We start from the raw sequence: 16,804 nt of genomic DNA on the forward strand, positions 1-16,804 counted from the left end.
CGGGCACCGGGCACCGCCCGCAGCAGCGCACACCTACCACCGAGATCAGCTCGATCGGGACACCGGCCGAGCCACCCCACCCTGCCCGCACCACCCCAACCCCGGACTTGACCTCGACCTCATAGGTTGGTCCCTGCGGGATGGGCCTGCGGCCCACCCTTCCCCCGTCCTGCGACAGCCGGAGGAGCGCCGGTTGTGGGGAAGCGGCCAGGACTGCGGACGCGGCGAGTCGTCCAGACCCAGGACGGAACCACTGACGCGCTCCTGCGCGCAGTGGGTCTTGGTATCCGGCGGCCCTCAACGGGGCTGTCACCTCGGCGACGCCACTGTCCCCAAAGGCGGCCTCAGGGACATTCCGGCCAACCCGGCCAACGCCCCGAACGATCCCTCTCGTCACCGACGACGGTGGGTGGATGTCTGTGCCCGCACGGACGCGGGATCGCGACAACTGCGAGGGGCGGTCAGCCGCGGAGCCGTGCCAGCCAGACCTCCTCGGGCGGCCAGCGACGCGGCCAGTCGGGCGTGTCAGCCCACAGCTCGTGTACGTCGACGTCCGGGTCGGCGAGCAGGTGCTCTAGCCGCTCGACCTCGAAGCCGTATTCGCGCAGCAGCGCGATCCACTCACCGGGCGGCCGCTGGAACTCGATGCTGCCGTCGTCGGCCCACTCGATGCGGCGGGGTGTCCGCCAGTCGCGGCGCAGCCGGTCGGACATGCCACCGACCTCGTCCTGGCACAGGACGGCCAGCCAGGCGTTGACGAGGAACACCAGCCGACCGCCGGGGCGCAGCACGCGCGCGGCCTCGGCGAGCCAGCGGTGCGGATCGCACCAGATGCTCGCGCCGTACTCGGACAACACCAGGTCGACACAGCCGTCGCGCAGCGGGATTGCCTCGCCGTCGGCCTCCAGCAGCGGGAAGCGCTGCCCGTGCACGGCCTGCATCCGGCGGGCGGTGGCCAGCTGCGCACGGGTCAGGTCCAGCCCGATCGGGCGGGCGCCCCACCGCTGCAGCCACGCCGACCAGTACGCCGTTCCGCAGCCGAGCTCGAGGACGTCGAGCCCGCGCACGTCGCCGAGCAGACCGAGTTCGCGTTCCGGCCGGCCCGCCGTGCCCCAGGTCGGCTCGGTCGCGGTCCAGTGCCGCTCGGCCGCCACGGCATAGGCGGGTGCGAAGCCGGTCCACGCGGTCCGGTTGGCCGCCTGGTGCGTGCCCATGCCGCGCAGCATGCCCGGCGCCGCCGTCCCCTGAGAACCTCGAGGAGGCCGGCGTGCTCGTCCTGCACAACAAGACCGCGGAGGGCTACCGGCCTGGCCGCCAGTGGCTCGAACGGTGCGCGGACCTCACGCCCGGGGCTCGCCGACACGTAGGTGCTGACCCACCATCTCCGCCGCGCCCAGCGGCGACAGGGGTGTCCCAGGGTGGGCCGCTCAACGACAGACACGGCTCCGCGCCGGACTGGTCTTCGGCTCAGCGGACCCAGCCGGCGAGGAACCCAGCGATCGGGAGACGTGGCATTCCAGCGCCTCGCCGGTGATGTCTCAACTGCTCGGAGTGGTCTCCGGACGGGCGTGGCGAAGCAAGCGCCGCACGTTCCGCAGCGGGATGCCTTGCTTGAGCCCGACGGTGCCGACCGTGCGGTGCAGGGCATGCGGGGCCGATGGATCTGCGGATGCCGGCGACCTGAGCGGCGGTGGCGATATTGCGGTGCACCGAGCGGCGGTCCATGTCCGAGCTCGACCGGGTCGGAAGCAGCGGCCCGGTGGAGCGCCGCGGCTGCAGGTCTTCGGTGATCGCATCGGTGCAACGTCAAGCCCCGTGCCGGCAGTTGCCGTCGACACGGGGCTACGGGTGACCGACTTCAGCGCCTTGGGAGGTCGCCTGCTCCTGCCGAAGGCGTCACAGGGTGAGTAAGCACCCAGGGGTGGCTCGCCGCACCATTAGTTGCCGGCGGCCCGGAACTGTGAGACCACGTCGCTCCTGATGCGACCGCGCGGAGAAACAGCGATGCCCTGGCTCTTGGCCCAAGCTCGGACAGCCGCGGGGTCGACCGAGTCGGTGGTCGTGTGACGAACAGCAGCCCGGCCCCTACTCGCCAAGCCGGACTTACGACCCGCCGAGACGTACTTCGACAGAGCGTCGCGGAACTTGGCAGCGTTGTTGTCCGAGAGGTCAATTTCGTAGCTCCTGCCGTCCAGAGCGAAGCTAACGGTGGTGTCGGCGCGGGTCTCGCCGTCCAGGTCGTCGATGAGGACGACGGAAGTCTTGGTAGCCATGAGCCGTGATCATCCGCGTATCCGTTGCCCAGTCAAGGCCACAGATCAGTCGTGCGGCCTATATCACTCCACGCGGTGAGAAAAGTGCTCAGAGTGGCAGCGGTTATGCGTATTGCCCCTCTAGCTCACGCTGTGAATAGGAGAGACCACTCAGAGATCTTCCGCTTCCTCCGCCAGGAGACCTCTGTGGTGAACTAGCCCCCTAACATTAGCCTGTCCGGGAGATGCCACTGGCTCGACGCGCACATCCACACCCACGACGAGCTCGACGCCGACGAGCTGGAGCCCCAGCCGGTCCAGTGGGCTCGAGGCATCCTCGCCAGTACCGGCGCATGACCAACGACTACGCCCGCGCCGCTGGCCACAGCAGTATCGGCCTTGCGGAGTTCGACCGGTCGGCTCTGCACTCCGGGGCCATCGGCTGCTGCTGATCGCAGGGGCGCTGGCTGGCGTGGCCGGCCGCCTCCTCCCGTCCTGTCCGAGTGATCCGTCGACGCCGTGCCTTGGCATCGGAATCTCGTAATTGTGTCCGCCGGGTTGGTAGGCTCGACCGCCCGACCGGTGGAGGCCAGGGGGATGGGTCCTGGAGTGGCATTCGGCCACCGACCCGTGGTCCGCCGTCCTACACGGCCATGAAATCCGCTCCCTACGCTGCCCGGCGTGACCGCTGATCGGCCGGCACGGGTAGAGGACGTGCACGACCTCGCGCGGGGACTCCCGCACGTCACCGTCGTCCACGGGGCGCACGGCAATGCCGTGTAACAGGTGATGGGGAGGTCCTTCGTCTTCTTCCGCACCCCGTGGCCGGACGCCGTGTATGCCGCGACCGGGGAAAGGCTTCCCGATGTGATCGTCTTCTGGGTCGAGTCGGCCCCACCGTGACCGCCTCAGTGCGGCTGGCTCGCCTCGGCGGCGTTGCTCGGGCCGTGTCCCTGGTCGATTGTGGCGGCGGGTACGGGCGCCACGGCGGCGAGTAGTTGCCGGCCCTCTTCCTCGAGGTCCAGGGGGGAGTCGGCAAAGCGCAGGACCACGGCGGAGGCCGCGGCGGTCATCTCGTCCAGCGCCCGGTGGTCGATGTTGCTGAGGTCGTCGCACGACGCGTGGTAGCAGAAGTCGTAGCCGATGCCGGCCCGGCCGCCGAACAGCGCGGCCTGTTCCACGGTCTTGATCCCCTCGGCGCCGGTGAAGAGCCCGCCGGAGGCAATGCCCTCGGCGATGAACGGCCCGTAGTCGCTGCGGCCGCTGAACTCGGTCTCGCCCGAGGCCAGGCCCAGAGAGCCGAAGTGCTCGTGGAAGGCCGCCTCGATCACGGCCGAGCCGGCCGGGGCGGGCACCGAGCCGTCGTCCGGGCCGAACGCCGAGGCGTCGCCGTCGTAGACGAAGCGGCCGTGGTTCGGGGAGCCGATCATGTCGAAGTTCAGGTACAGCGCGATGTTCCCGAGTGTGGCGGGATCGTTGGTCTTGAGGTCCGCGACGTAGTGGCGGGAGCCGAGCAGGCCGAACTCCTCCGCGCCCCACCAGGCGAAGCGCACGGCGTTGGCGGTCTCGGTGCCTGCGAGCACCTCGGCGATGGCCAGGATCCCCGCGGAGCCGGAGGCGTTGTCGTTGATCCCGGGGCCCTGCGGGACGCTGTCCAGGTGCGCGCCGACCATGACCGTGCGCTCCGGGTTCCCCGAGCGGGTCTGGGCGAGGACGTTGAAGGTCTCCCGGCTCTCGGAGACGGTCTGCGTGCGGACCGTCACCTCGCCCCCGCCCAGCAGGGCGACCCCGGCGGCGTAGCTCAGGCCGACCACGGGAACGGTGGTCACCCCCGGGTCGCCCAGGGTGCCGGCGATCGCCCCCTCCGCTCCGGGCAGTCCCGTGTTGAAGATCAGCACCGCGGACGCCCCGGCGGCCGCCGCGTTGGCGGCCTTCACCCCGAAGGGGCACGTGCCTCGCTGGAGCAGTGCGATGTTCCCCGGCATGAAGTCGGCGAAGTCCCCGGCCTCGCACCCGCTGGTGCTCGCGGCCTTCTCGCCGGTCGTTCCCACGGCCTGCACCGGTGCCGTCACGGTCCCGGAGCCGGAATAGGTCATGACCGCGACGTCGGCGGCGGGGAGCTGCCTGCCGCCCGCGCTGACCGTGGCCGGGCTGACCTCCTGGAAGAAGGGGAAGGAGAAGGTCTGGACCCGCGGGGCGTAGCCGGCGGCCCTCAGCTTGCCGACCACGTAGTCGACGCTGCCCCGGTAGCCGGACGTGCCCGAGGCCCGGTTGCCGTTGTTGGCGGTGGCGATGGCCTGGAACACCTCGAGGTGCTCCAGCACCTTCCCGGGAGGCACGGCCGCCGCGGTCACAGCGACCACTCCGGCGCGGTCGGCTTCGCAGCGGCAGGCACGGCTTCGGCGCTCCCGGCGCCGGTGCCCAACGCCTCGGCGAACCGAATCTTAATGAAATCCCCGACGGGCTCCGGACGGTTCAGCATACTGCGATACGTGTAAACACCAGTAAGGTCTTCTGTGTTCATGTCCATGTCCTCCTTACGTAACATGCCACCTGGCTGTAGGAGTCGCTGATGCGGAGCCTCAGTGCCTGCCACGTCGACTGGTGCCCATTCGATCTCGACACGCAGGATTGCTATGAGGTACGAACCCAGATGTCGTTCCCACGGTCACCCGAGGCCCTATTCTCGCTGCCTACTCTGACGTGAAGACGTCACCGAAGCGTCACCGATGCGTCACCGACGGGACTGTCGGTCGAGGGCGATGCATAAGCCGCCGGAGGGGTAGGCATCGTTCAACATGCTAAGGGGTTGCTGGTACGGACACCGAATGGTGTGGGTAACGCAAGGCAGATCACGGCTGGCCAAAGCCCCAGCCGGGGCGGCGCAAGCGCCGGGTCTGGAGTAAACGTAGATCTACCTACTACAGAGACCTCACCGTGGAAGTTACGGGCTCTGCGGGGAGTCCCGGAAGCATCCGGCCCTGCCCACGCTGCTCGTCAGGCTTCCTGACCACTACCCGGACTCGACTTCGGACCGTCCTGTAACCCCCGCACTTAGGTCTCTGTAATTCCGCGACGTCTTGTTTATGCGTCGGTGCGGGATGTTGCATATTCCTGCACCTTCGGCCCTGCTTGCGCCGACCGGAGGCGGTGAGGGTGCGTGGTGTCGGACCAAGTCTGGCGCCATCGGCGTGACGGGGCGGTGATGTCCCGGTGACGGTGGGCGGAAAGGCTGCCCGGGTCGACGCCGTGACGCACCGGAGGTGATCATCTTGATCAACTACATCCCGAACGACCCTATGGCCGTTGACGACCCACCGATGCGCGTGGTGCTCGCCCGTCCCGACCGCAGGGACGACCAGGCCGGCTTCAGCGTCGGAGGCAACGAGCCCGAGAACCAGTACGAGGTGGGGACGCCCGGCTTCCTGCGTTGGCAGGCCCGGCAGGCAGCGATCCTCACGCTCGAGGCCTGGGAGGCCGTGCTCGACGACACCATCACCTCGTGGTTGGACGTGCTGCCCAATCCCAAGAAGCTGCCGCTCGTTCCCGACGGTGGGATGGATCTTAACGCCTACTACGACCGCTCCAGCGTCTCCTTCTTTCACCATCGCAGTGGCGACAAAACGACATTCTCCGGTGCGAGCACCGATGTCGTCGCCCATGAGGTCGGGCACGCGCTCCTCGACGCGCTGCGACCCGACCTCTGGGTGACGCCCAATATCGAGGTGGACGCCTTCCACGAGTCACTCGGTGACGTGCTCGCCCTCGCCACCGCGCTGGCCGACGAGGAGACCCGCAAGATGCTCCTGGCCGCGGCTCCCGACCTCGATGTTCCGAACTTCGTCGAGGCGACTGCCGAGGACCTCTCCGACGGGATCCTGCGCGCGCTCGGCCCGGGACACCCGGCGTCCAAGCCGCGCCGCGCGCTCAATGCCTTCCAGTGGCAGCTGCCCGAGACGCTGCCCGAGCACGGTGGGCCGGACGTCATGATCGCCGAGGGGCACAGCCTCGCCCGCATCTTCACTGGCTGCTTCTACGACGTGCTGCGCGGCATCTTCGCGAGGTCCTCCGACCGGTCGGAGGCGGACCTGTGGGACGCCACCCGGCTGGCGGGACGCCTGCTGTGGATGGGAGTCGCACGGGCTCCGGAGGTGCCCCGCTTCTTCCGGGCCGTCGGCCGGCAGATGGTCCTCGCCGACGCCACACTGACCGGCGGGGAGAACCGTGCGCTGATCGGGCAGGCGTTCGCCGGCCACGGCATCGCGCTCGGGTCACAGGCGCTGCTGGCCCCGGAGCTCGCCCTCCCGGGGGCCGCTCCGCACTTCGACCGCGCCGCCGCCTCCGTCCAGCTGGACGACGCCACCATCGCCGACCTACAGCGGCGGCTGGGCACCGGTGATGGCCGAGCGATGGTTAGCATGATCGAAATCGCTGACACCCCCGTCGCCAAGGTGACCTTCCGCGAGGACGTGCCCCTGGACGACGTGGACCCGCGACTCCGAGGCGTCGTCGTCTCGGCGCCGGCTCCGGCGCTCGTCGGGGAGTCCGGCGGCGCGGCGGCACTGCTGCACGCACCCCGGCCGGAGGCGCCGGCCGAGGAGGCGAAGCGGTTCGTGCGCAGCCTGCTGAATCACGAGCGGATCGCGCTGGAGCCGGGGGCCCGCACCGAGCCGAGCCGGACGCACGCCGTCGAGGAGCGCAACGGCCGTCGCGAGCTGCGCCGCCTCCGCTTCACCTGAGGCCGCCTGCGCGGTCGGGGCACGGTGGTGGACGGTCCGCCGGCGGACCGTCCACCACTCGCACTCGGATCAGACGGCGCGGAAGCGTTCCCGGCGGATTGTCTTCCGGCCCTGCTCGTCGTAGACCTCCCGGTGGGTGGCCCCGGGCGGTAGCGGATCGTCATCGGCACCGGCCAGCTGGCCGTGCGCGCGCAGCGACCGCTCGAAGGTCGCCTCCTCCGAGCCGGCGGGATCGATCATCCGGCGCACCAGCGCGGGCGCCTGGGACCAGTCGTCGAAGTCGACACCGAACTGCAGAGCCTGCATGCCCAGCGCCCGGCAGGCGGCCACGTGATCGACGTTCTCGGTGATGCTGAGACAGTCAGTCAGGCCTCCGCTGGTGCCGAGCCGGCGCAGTGCCAGCTCGTACACCCGCCGGTCGGGTTTGCGCACGCCGGCGTGCGTGGACAGGGTGACCCGACGGTCGACCGGCTCGAACAGCCACCTGAGGCCGGTGCGGTCCAGAATCACCAGGTACTCGTCGAATCGGGCCTGGACGCCAGCCGGTGTGGGCGGATCGGCCGGGTAGAAGTCCGAGACGAGGGCGATCTGGAGCGGTGCCCCGGTCGAGCCGTCGAGCTCCGCGATCGCCTTCAGCGCCTCGACCACGTGCGGGAGCGGCCGTTCACCGTCCACCAGCGTGCCGCCGAGGTCGAGTAACAGGATCCCGACCATGAAGCCATCCTACGCGGGAGGGCCGTCCCAGTGAGCTATTCCAATAGCGGCTCGGCTCGGTCGGTGATCATGTGGTTCGGCCGTGCTGGTGATGGAGGAGGACAAGAGCGGCGGCGGTGATCGCGCCGATGCGCCAGGGGCAGAGGCTGACCCGGCGCAGCGCCTTGAACGTGGTCTTGAGCAGCGCGTTGCCACGTTCAGCCGGGGCCCGGGTAGCCGCGTGTAGCAGGTTCACGGTGCGCTGATCGTCGGTCAGCCGGCGACCGGCACTGTGCTTGATCGGCGTGGTCAGCGCCGCCCGCTCGCCCTCGTAGCCCAGGTCGGCCAATACGGCGTGCTCGTCGTCGGTCCACGCGGCCAACAGGGGTAACGCCTCGGTGTGGCCGCGCAGGGCGGTGGTGTCGTGCTCGCGGCCGGGCCGCACGCCAGAGGTCCACAGCGGCCAGCCGTCCGGAGCGGCGATGACCTGCACGTTTCCGCCGTGGCAGGTGTGCTTGCCCGACCACCACAGGTCCACGCGCCGCCCGGACCGATCAGCGCGGGCAGTCGGCCCGGCCGCGCGACACCGATCGGTGCGGGCCAGCGTGCCGTCCACCGTGACATGGGAATGGCCGGCGGCGCGGGCGGCCAGCAGCGCGCCCCGCAACCCCGGTGCCGCGGCGGCGAGGAGGTCGATGCCCTCGTGCAGGTAGCGGTAGGCCGTGGAGCGGCCGATCCGGTTGTCGGTGGCCAGCTGGGCCAGCCGGGTGCCGTCGAGGAACCAGCGCAGGATGAGCACCGCCTGCCGATAGCAGCCCAGCGCCCGGCGCCGGCCGCGGGTGCCTCGTCGCCGTCGTTCGGCGGCCAGCAGGCCCGACACGAAGTGCACGGTCTCCTCGGCGACCGGAAGCACGGCGGTGTAGGTGACAGGATCGGACACAGCAGGACCTCGGGTGGGGAAGACGATCTGTGAGAAGACGTCCCTCCTACCGGGGTCCTGCGCTTCCTCCAGTCACCTCGCGCTCGTCGGCGTGTCCGCTCCGACCCACCAGCCGCCCGCTACTGGGAAAGGCTCACTGAGGTTTTCTCACCTGGTTCCGCGGTCGAGTGAGGTCAGGACGAGTGCGGCGGCAGCGATTGCACTGATGCGCTGAGGGCAGACGGTGACGCGGTCAAGGGCGCGCCACCGGCCGAGCAGAGCGTTGCTGCGTTCGGTGGGTGCCCGCAGCGCGGTGATCAGCCGGTTGTAGCAGCGGTTGTCGATGTGCAGCGGCCCGTCGGGATGGTGACGAACCGGGACGTGCACGCCGACGCCGGCACCGGTGTAGCCCTTGTCCGCCAGTACCGGCAGGCGTCTGGCCGCGTGCGGGTACAGCGTCGGAAGCACCAGCTCGCGGGCGGCGGTCAGGTCGTGGGTGGAGCCGGGACGGACTGCGGAGACCCACAGCGGAAAGCCGGTCGGGTCGGCGAGGACCTGCACGCTGCCGCCGAAGGCGTGGTGCTTGCCCGAGTACCACAGGTGATGACCCCGCTCGGCGCGGGCGGCCACCCGGTCGGTGGGCACCAGCGTGCCGTCCAGGCAGACAAAGGGCAGGTCCGCGGCGTGAGCGCGCGCCAGTACGGCCTCCAGGTCGGGCGCCTGCGCGGCGATGACCTCGAGCGCCTCGTGCAGATAGCGGTAGGCGGTGGCGATGCTCAGCCCGGCCTCCCTGGCCAGCGTGCGCAGATCCAGCCGGTGGCGCAGCCACCGCAGGACGAGCACGACCTGGGCGTGCACCGTGCCGGCCCGCTGCGCCGGCCGCGCACCGGGGCGGCGGCGGTGCTGGGCGATCCAGCCGGTCACGGCCTTCAACACCGCGGCGGACACGTCCAGGCTGGCACGATGAGACACAGCGGGCTCCCGGGGAAGACGGGGATCGACCTTTGGCGAGACGATCTTCACCCCGAGAGCCCGCGCGCTCTTCTGCAACCCTGGCTGCGACCAGCAGCAACGCCTATCAGGCCGCCAAATCTGGTGAGAAAACCTCACTGTGTCGCAGGAGGCTGCGCATAACGCGAACCGCGATGCATCGACGAACTCGTCATCACCGCCAGCAGCCAGGCAGACGGCATCTTGATTGCAGCCGATAATCACCACAAACGACCAACGAAATGATGCTCATGACCGACCTGCGACCCGTAACGTCCAACCCTTTCCACGCACGTCCAAGTCTTTACTAGTGCTCCGTAACGGACGCGCTTGATGTTTTGCGGCGCCGCGGATCGGTGGCCTTGGCGATGACGGTGTCGGGGTCCTTGGTCCAGGTGAAGGGAGCGCACCGGTCGTTCCAGGCGGCGATGAAGCGCTCGATGGCGGCGATCAGGTCGGCGACGGTCGGGAAGTTGCCGCGGCGCAGGGCCTGCCGGGTGATGATCGAGAAGAACGCCTCGACCAGGTTGAGCCAGGACCCCGAGGTCGGGGTGAAGTGCAGGGTCACCCGGGGATGGCGCTCCAGCCAGGAACGCACCGCCGGATGCTTGTGGGTGGCCAGGTTGTCGACCACGACGTGCAGCTCGCGGCGGGGATAGGCGGCCGCGACCTGCTTGAGGAACGCCAGGAACTCCTGATGGCGGTGCCGCTCGGTGCACGCCTCGGTCACCTTGCCGGTGGCCACCTCCAGCGCGGCGAACAGCGTGGTGGTGCCGTGCCGGACGTAGTCGAAGCTGGCCGCCGCCGGGTGTCCGGGCCGCACCGGCAGCGTCGGGGCGGTCCGCTGCAGCGCCTGGATCTGCGGCTTCTCATCGACACACAGCACCACCGCCTGCTCCGGCGGATGCAGATACAGCCCGACGACGTCACGGACCTTGGCCTCAAGCTGCGGGTCGGTGGAGAACGTGAACGTGTGCGCCCGCCAGGGCTGCACGCCGAAGCGGTGCCAGATCCGGGCGACGGTGGCGTGCGAGATCGGCGTGCCCTCGCCGGCCAGTGCGGTGGCCAGTAGCCGGGAGGACCAGTGCGTCGCCCCGAATTGATCCGGCGGCTCGGTCAGCGTCAGCTCCAGCACCCGATCCCGCAGTGCCTCGGGCAGCTGGGCCGGCTTGCCGGGACGGGGCAGATCCTCCAGCCCGGCCAGGCCCGACTCGGCATAGCGACCACGCCAGGTCACCACCGTGCCCTCGGCGCAGCCCACGGTCGTCACGATCTGCTTGCCCGGCACCTCGTCGGCGGCCAGCAGCACGATCCGGGCCCGCTCGACCACCCGTGCCGGTGCGCCCTTGTCCCGAACCCGCCGCGTGAGCTCCCGCCGATCGCCCTCCGGTACCTGTACCACCCGCACGTGCGCGGCCATGAGAAATGGTCACCCTGGCCGTGAGATCACATCAAGGAGCACCGCGACGGAGCACTAGAGAACGCCAAGTCTTTACTAGAGAACGGCACGCATGCTACCTTCGGAGGTAGGTCGGGCCCCGCTTCGCGGGGCCCTTCGCCGTTTCTAGGGGTGACGTGTTGGCCATTGTCGGGTGGCGTTGGAAATGCATGGCGGGATGAAGATCTACGCCGGCGCGCCGGCGGCTGCCCGGCACTACGTGGAGGCCGACCGGGGCCGGGCGGATGACTACTACCTCACCGAGGGCTCCGGCATCGCCCGCCGGTTCGCCGTCACCGGAGGGCGGGTGAGCGAGTTGGCGCCGCTGACCAGCGACGCCTACGAGACCTGGGTGGCCGGCTGTGACCCGGGCACCGGGGAGCCGTGGGGTCAGCTGCGCGGCGACGAGCATGCGGTGCGGTTTGTCGAGGTGGTGGTCAACGGCCCGAAGACGTGGTCGCTGGCCGCTGTGCTGCATCCGGACATCGCGGCGGCGTATGACGCCGCGCAGGCCCGGGCGGCCGAGCAGATCATCGGCTGGCTCGGGCAGCACGCCACCACCCGGGTCGGTCCGCGTGGCGGGCAGGTTCAGGTGCCCGTCGAGGTGGCCGAGGCGGTGACGGTGGCGCACTACACGTCGCGGGCCGGGGACCCGCACCGCCATCTGCACCTGCAGCTCAACGCCCGCGTGTTCGCGGCCGGGAAGTGGCGCGGTCTGCACACCGTCGGCGTCCGCGATTCCCTCGCCGCCATCAACGGGATTGGACACGCCGCGGTCGCCTGCGACCCGCACTTCCGGGCCGCGCTCGCCGCTCACGGATACGCATTAGATGGTGATGGCGGTATCCGGCAGCTTGCGGATTTCGTGGGCGCCTTCAGCGCGCGGACCGCGCAGATCGCCCGGAACATCGACAATTACGAACGAGCATGGTCCGCGGCGCATCCCGGGGGATCCCCTGGCCCGGCGTTGCGCCGCTCCTGGGACGCGCGAGCGTGGGCGGCGGGCCGCCCGGACAAGGTGGTGCCGCAGCCGGGGGAGGACCTCACGGCCCGGTGGGTGGCCGAACTAGTCGTCCTCGGTTACCGCGAACCGGGGCGACCGGTCGCCCTAACCCCGGCTCCGGTTGGCGGGCTGGACCGGAATGACGCGGTCGAGCGGGTGCTGTCCCGGTTGGCCGCCGCCCGCTCGGCGTGGAACGTCGCCGATGTGCGCGGAGAGGTCGAGCAGCTGATCGCCGCCGCCGGCGTCGTCGTCGATGCCGGCGTGCGCATCGAGCTGGCCGAGGACCTCACCGCCCGGGCCATGGGCCGGTGCGTGCCGCTGCTGGACCGGGACGGAGCCGGCGTTCCCGAGCACATCCGGGCCTGGACCTCCCAGCCGGTGCTCGACGTCGAGGCCGACCTGACCGCCCGGTTGGCCGCTCGCAGCACCCCGGCCCACGCCGACCAGCGGCGGGACCTGGAGCCGGAGCTGCCGGACGCCGTGCGCGGACGGCTGGATGCCGGGCAGCCGGCGGCGGTCGCCGCACTGGCCGGGAACCGGCCGCTGGTGGTGCTGGAGGGTGCGGCCGGGACGGGCAAGACCACCACCCTGGCCGCCACCCGGGCGTTGCTGCACGCGACCGGCCACGGCCTGCTGGTCGTCACCCCCACCCTCAAGGCGGCCAAGGTCGCCTTCCTCGAGGTCGGCGCGCACACCGGGTCAGCCGCCGGGCTGGCCTATCAGCACGGCTGGCGCTGGAGCGAGCACGGCGCCTGGACCCGGCTGGCCCTCGGCCAGGTCGATCCGGTCACCGGCGTGCCCTACGCCGGCCCGCGGGAGACGGCGCGGCTGGCCGCGGGGGACCTGCTGGTGGTCGATGAGGCCGGGATGCTCGACCAGGACACCGCCCGGGCGCTGCTGACCATCGCCGACGAGGCCGGCGCCCGGCTGGCGCTGCTGGGTGACCGGCACCAGCTGACCGCGGTCGGCCGCGGCGGCGTGCTGGATCTGGCCGCTTCCCAGGTCGACCCGGCCGGCCACCTGACCCTGAATGCGGTGCACCGCTTCACCCGCACCGACGACGCCGGCCGCACGACCCCGGACACCGAGTACGCCGAGCTGACCTTGGCCATGCGCACCGGCGCGGACCCGGGCGCGGTGTTCGACGCCCTGGTCGCCCGCGGCCGGATCCGCCTGCACCCCGACCCGGCAGCGCTGCAGGAGGCGCTGGCCACAACCGCCACCGCCCATCACCGCGACGGTGAGCGAGTGGCCGTGGTGGTCGACACCCGCGAGCAGGCCGCCGAGCTGAGTGCCGCGATCCGCGACCGGCTCGTCGCCGACGGCCGCATCGACGACACCCAGGTCGCGCTCACCGGGGCAGGGCAGCGCATCGGGGTCGGGGACCGGATCGTCACCCGCCGCAACGACCGCGACCTCGGCGTGGCCAACCGCGACACCTGGACCGTCGCCGCGGTCGGCCACGACGGAGGGCTGGCCGTCGTCCCGACCGAGGTCACCCCAAGAAGCGCTGTCCCTGCCCGTGTCACCCCGACCGGCGCCGTCCCGTCCGGTGTCACCCCGGCAGGGGCGGCGGAGCGGGTGCTGCCGCCCGGCTACGTCACCTCACACGTCGAGCTGGCCTACGCCTCCACCGCGCACGGCGCGCAGGGCGACACGGTCACCGCAGCGCATATGGTGGTCGGCGAGCACACCGGCGCGGCGGCGGCCTATGTCGGGATGACCCGCGGGCGCACCGCCAACACCGCCCACTTGGTCGCCGGAGACTTGGCTGCAGCGCGGAAGCAGTGGCTCGCGGTGTTCGCCCGGGACCGGGCCGACCTCGGTCCCGGCCACGCCGCCGCGCAGGCTGCGGCCGAGGCGGCCCGCTACGCCACTCCCCGCCCGGAGCAGCAGCTGCTGGCCGACCTGCACGCCGCCTGGACGGTCGAGCAGCGCAGCATGGAGCGGCTGGCTGTCCTGCAGCCCTGGTGCGACGCGCTGCGCCAGGCCATGGCGCTTCAGGCCGCCCACGGCGGGGAGCTGGCCCGGCTGGAGGACTACGCCCGCCAGGCAACCCACAGCGCCGAGCAGGTGACGCAGCGGGTGCAGGTCGCCGACGCCGTCCTCGCCGAGGAGGCCGACCGGATCCGGGAGGGCCTGCTGGCCGCCTGGGACGCGGAGCGCGGCGCCGCCCGCGCCGCGGCGAAGGTGGTGCTCGACGGGCCCGGCTGGTGGGGGCTCAAGCGCGCCCCGGTCGCCCGGGCCGGTGAGCAGCTGGCCGGCTGGGCCGACCGGTGGCGCCTCCACCTGCCCGACCTGCCCACCGTTCCCGAGCAGCTGGCGCGGGTGGCCGATCGCTTCGACGACCGGCCGGCGCTGTGGCGGGCATTCGACGCCACCGCCCACCGCACGGCCGAACGCGATCACCCCGAGCACGCCGGGCTGCACGCCGCCGCCGAGGCCGCCGTCCGGGCCGGCGCACAGGCCCAGGCTGCTCTGACCGACGCCCAACGCCAGCAGAGGAAGCGGCTGGCCCCGCTCGGACCGGCCGCCTGGGCACCTGATCCGGCCGGGTCGCTGGCCCACTTCGAGGGCTACGTCGCCACCACGCGGCAGGAGCTGGCCGCCGCCCGGGCGCGTATCGCCGACCTGCGGGCCGACCCGGCCCTGCGCGGTAGGTCGCCCGACCGGCTCACCGCAGCCCGCGACGCCTGGCGAGCCCGGTACGCCGCCGAGCGGCAGCGCCCAGCCGGGACGCCGAACCCGGCCGGCTATCCAGCGGGCGTCCCGCGGCCCGAGGCCGAGCTCTACGGGCCACGACCGGCACGCGATGTCACCCCGAGCGTGGGGCGGTGAGCCGGGCTGGTAGCCACCGGACCGTGACCCGCCGGGGTGCGGGCACTGCAGGAGAACCGCAGAACCACTGCACAACCCGCCCACCACGGGCAGGTCATCGCTGAGGCCAACCTCTCGGACGCCGTCACCGGCGCCGGTCCCGGCGTCCAGCCGACGATCACAAGCGCCCTGCATCCCCGGCTCCGGCGCCCAGGAGGTGCGGCAGGAGGAAAACAGGAGGTCGGCCGAAGAAGTTGGCTGTGGGCTGTCAGCAACGGCCATGCAATGACGCCTTCTTAGGTGAACGGTCGCCCCACCCGTCGAGCCTCCGGAGACACGCCATGACCGACCGCACCCCCGACCCCGATCACCCCGCCGAGCTGCTCACCATTAGCGAAGCCGCCCAGCTGCTGCGCGCTCCCGTCGCCACTCTCCGGTACTGGCGGCACCTGGGCACTGGGCCATGCAGCTTCCGCCTCGGCCGCCGCGTCCTCTACCGCCGCGACGACCTGCACGCCTGGATCGACGCGCGACGCGATCAGGGCACGGCTGAGGGGAAACCGGCTCCAGAGGCGCAGGTCGACGTGGGTGTCGAGCCGTGGACCCTCGTGCCACGTCCTCGACCGCGCGAGGCTGGGCGCGCTTCGACGCGGACCGAGGCGTCCTACCGGCGTGCCAACAGATCAGAGGGGTGAGCGATGGCATACAAGCGCGGGGACAAGTGGGTCGGCTTCTATCGCGACACCGCCGGTAAGCAGCACACGAACGGGAACTTCCGCCGCAAGCGGGACGCCGACCTGTGGGAGCAGGAGCAGAAGTCGGCGATCAGGAACGACACCTGGGTCGACCCGGGGCGGTCGAAGATGACGGTCGGGCAGTGGTCCGAGACCTGGATGGCCGGCCGAGTCCACCTGAAGCCCAAGACGTTGTCGTCGTACCGGTCACTGTTGGCCACCCGTGTCCTCCCGACCTGGAACACGGTCCCGCTGACCAAGATCAGGCACAGCGACGTCGTCGCCTGGGTGGCCGCGATGCGCGCGGAACTGTCGGCGTCCCGGACCAGGCAGGCCTATCACCTGCTGTCCTCGATGCTGGACGACGCGGTGAGGGACAACCGGCTGGCACGGAACCCGGCCACTGGTGTGGGCCTGCCCCGCCTGCCGAAGTCCGATCGCCGCTACCTCACCCACCAGCAGCTCGCCGACCTGGCCGACGGCTGCGGTCCGCACTGCCTGATGGTCCTGGTGGCCGGTTACACCGGTCTCCGCTGGGGAGAGCTGACCGGCCTGCGTGCGCGCCGCGTGGACCCGCTCAGGGGACGCATCGACGTCGTCGAGGCGGTCACCGAGGTCGACGGCGAGATGGTGTTCGGTCCGCCGAAGACACATCAGCACCGGTCAGTGGTGGTGCCCCGCTCCATCCGCGAGGACCTCGGCCACCAGCTCGCAGGCAAGGCGCCGAGCGACCTGGTGTTCGGATCTCGTGCCGGCACGCCACTGCGGGTCCAGAACTTCCGACGCGACTGGTTCGACCGGGCGGCCCATGCCATCGGCCTCTCCGGCCTCACTCCGCACGAGCTTCGGCACACCGCCGCATCCCTCGCCATCGCCTCCGGCGCGTCGGTGAAGGCGGTGCAGTCGATGCTGGGCCACGCCTCGGCGCAGATGACGCTGGACCGCTACGGCCACCTGTTCCCCGACGAGCTGGACGCGGTCGCCGACCGCTTGGACGCCGCTCGTGCTGACCAGGTGCTGACCGAACGCTCACCGAACGCCCCAGTCACCCGCATCCGGCGCGCGGACTAGCCCATGACCAGCACTTTTGCGGTGCCCCCGGCAGGATTCGAACCTGCGACACACGGTTTAGGAAACCGATGCTCTATCCCCTGAGCTACGGGGGCTCGCCGGCCGGCGGCCGGGTGGGGGTGCCGGTCGAGGCTAGCGGGCCGGGATC

Annotated in this window: 11 protein-coding genes, 1 tRNA gene and 1 pseudogene; 4 read left to right on the top strand and 9 right to left on the bottom strand. The window is 71.2% G+C overall.

All coding sequences use genetic code 11. The features are described from left to right. Nucleotides 1–461 precede the first annotated feature (461 nt). From ACWIZO_RS10785 to ACWIZO_RS10800, 4 genes are all read right to left on the bottom strand, one after another. Complete coding sequence (locus tag ACWIZO_RS10785; protein ID WP_448642449.1) at nt 462–1,214, bottom strand: class I SAM-dependent methyltransferase; 753 nt, start codon at nt 1,212–1,214, stop codon at nt 462–464. Nucleotides 1,215–1,937: 723 nt separating this feature from the next. Next, on the bottom strand, nt 1,938–2,273 hold the full coding sequence (locus ACWIZO_RS10790) for a histone-like nucleoid-structuring protein Lsr2 (RefSeq protein ID WP_448642450.1): 336 nt from the start codon (nt 2,271–2,273) through the stop codon (nt 1,938–1,940). A gap of 887 nt (nt 2,274–3,160) precedes the next feature. Next, a complete protein-coding gene (locus ACWIZO_RS10795) occupies nt 3,161–4,606 on the bottom strand; it encodes a M28 family peptidase (protein ID WP_448642451.1) in 1,446 nt (481 codons plus the stop codon). Further along, complete coding sequence (locus tag ACWIZO_RS10800) at nt 4,603–4,800, bottom strand: hypothetical protein (RefSeq protein WP_448642452.1); 198 nt, start codon at nt 4,798–4,800, stop codon at nt 4,603–4,605. The genes ACWIZO_RS10795 and ACWIZO_RS10800 overlap by 4 nt, the downstream gene beginning before the upstream one ends. Nucleotides 4,801–5,515: 715 nt before the next feature. On the opposite strand from ACWIZO_RS10800, the gene ACWIZO_RS10805 reads away from it, so the two are divergent. Beyond that, nucleotides 5,516–6,991, top strand: a complete 1,476-nt coding sequence (locus ACWIZO_RS10805) for a hypothetical protein (RefSeq protein WP_448642453.1) — start codon at nt 5,516–5,518, stop codon at nt 6,989–6,991. A gap of 69 nt (nt 6,992–7,060) precedes the next feature. Here ACWIZO_RS10805 and ACWIZO_RS10810 read toward each other — a convergent pair whose 3' ends face one another. The 4 genes from ACWIZO_RS10810 to ACWIZO_RS10825 form a co-directional block, all read right to left on the bottom strand. Beyond that, nucleotides 7,061–7,705 carry an HAD family hydrolase gene (locus tag ACWIZO_RS10810; protein ID WP_448642454.1) on the bottom strand — a complete coding sequence of 215 codons (645 nt, stop codon included), beginning with the start codon at nt 7,703–7,705 and terminating at the stop codon, nt 7,061–7,063. A gap of 67 nt (nt 7,706–7,772) precedes the next feature. Continuing rightward, nucleotides 7,773–8,597 (bottom strand): transposase family protein, encoded by an 825-nt coding sequence (locus ACWIZO_RS10815; protein WP_448642938.1) that lies wholly within the window; start codon nt 8,595–8,597, stop codon nt 7,773–7,775. 174 nt (nt 8,598–8,771) lie between these two features. Beyond that, entirely contained in the window at nt 8,772–9,575 is an 804-nt protein-coding gene (locus ACWIZO_RS10820) for a transposase family protein (protein WP_448640099.1), read from the bottom strand. Between the two features lie 325 nt (nt 9,576–9,900). Continuing rightward, entirely contained in the window at nt 9,901–11,013 is a 1,113-nt protein-coding gene (locus tag ACWIZO_RS10825; RefSeq protein ID WP_448642455.1) for an IS630 family transposase, read from the bottom strand. A gap of 196 nt (nt 11,014–11,209) precedes the next feature. On the opposite strand from ACWIZO_RS10825, the gene mobF reads away from it, so the two are divergent. The 3 genes and pseudogenes from mobF to ACWIZO_RS10840 all read left to right on the top strand — a co-directional run bounded on the left by mobF (nt 11,210) and on the right by ACWIZO_RS10840 (nt 16,656). Continuing rightward, nucleotides 11,210–14,872 carry a MobF family relaxase gene (mobF, locus tag ACWIZO_RS10830; RefSeq protein WP_448642456.1) on the top strand — a complete coding sequence of 1,221 codons (3,663 nt, stop codon included), beginning with the start codon at nt 11,210–11,212 and terminating at the stop codon, nt 14,870–14,872. Between the two features lie 320 nt (nt 14,873–15,192). Then, a pseudogene (locus tag ACWIZO_RS10835) lies at nt 15,193–15,396 on the top strand (helix-turn-helix transcriptional regulator); the annotation flags it as partial. 153 nt (nt 15,397–15,549) lie between these two features. Then, nucleotides 15,550–16,656 (top strand): tyrosine-type recombinase/integrase, encoded by a 1,107-nt coding sequence (locus ACWIZO_RS10840; protein ID WP_448642457.1) that lies wholly within the window; start codon nt 15,550–15,552, stop codon nt 16,654–16,656. Between the two features lie 22 nt (nt 16,657–16,678). Here the strand turns inward: ACWIZO_RS10840 and ACWIZO_RS10845 are convergent. Next, a tRNA-Arg gene (locus ACWIZO_RS10845) sits at nt 16,679–16,751 on the bottom strand. Between the last annotated feature and the right edge of the window lie 53 nt (nt 16,752–16,804).

This window comes from Geodermatophilus sp. URMC 63 (assembly GCF_053502565.1).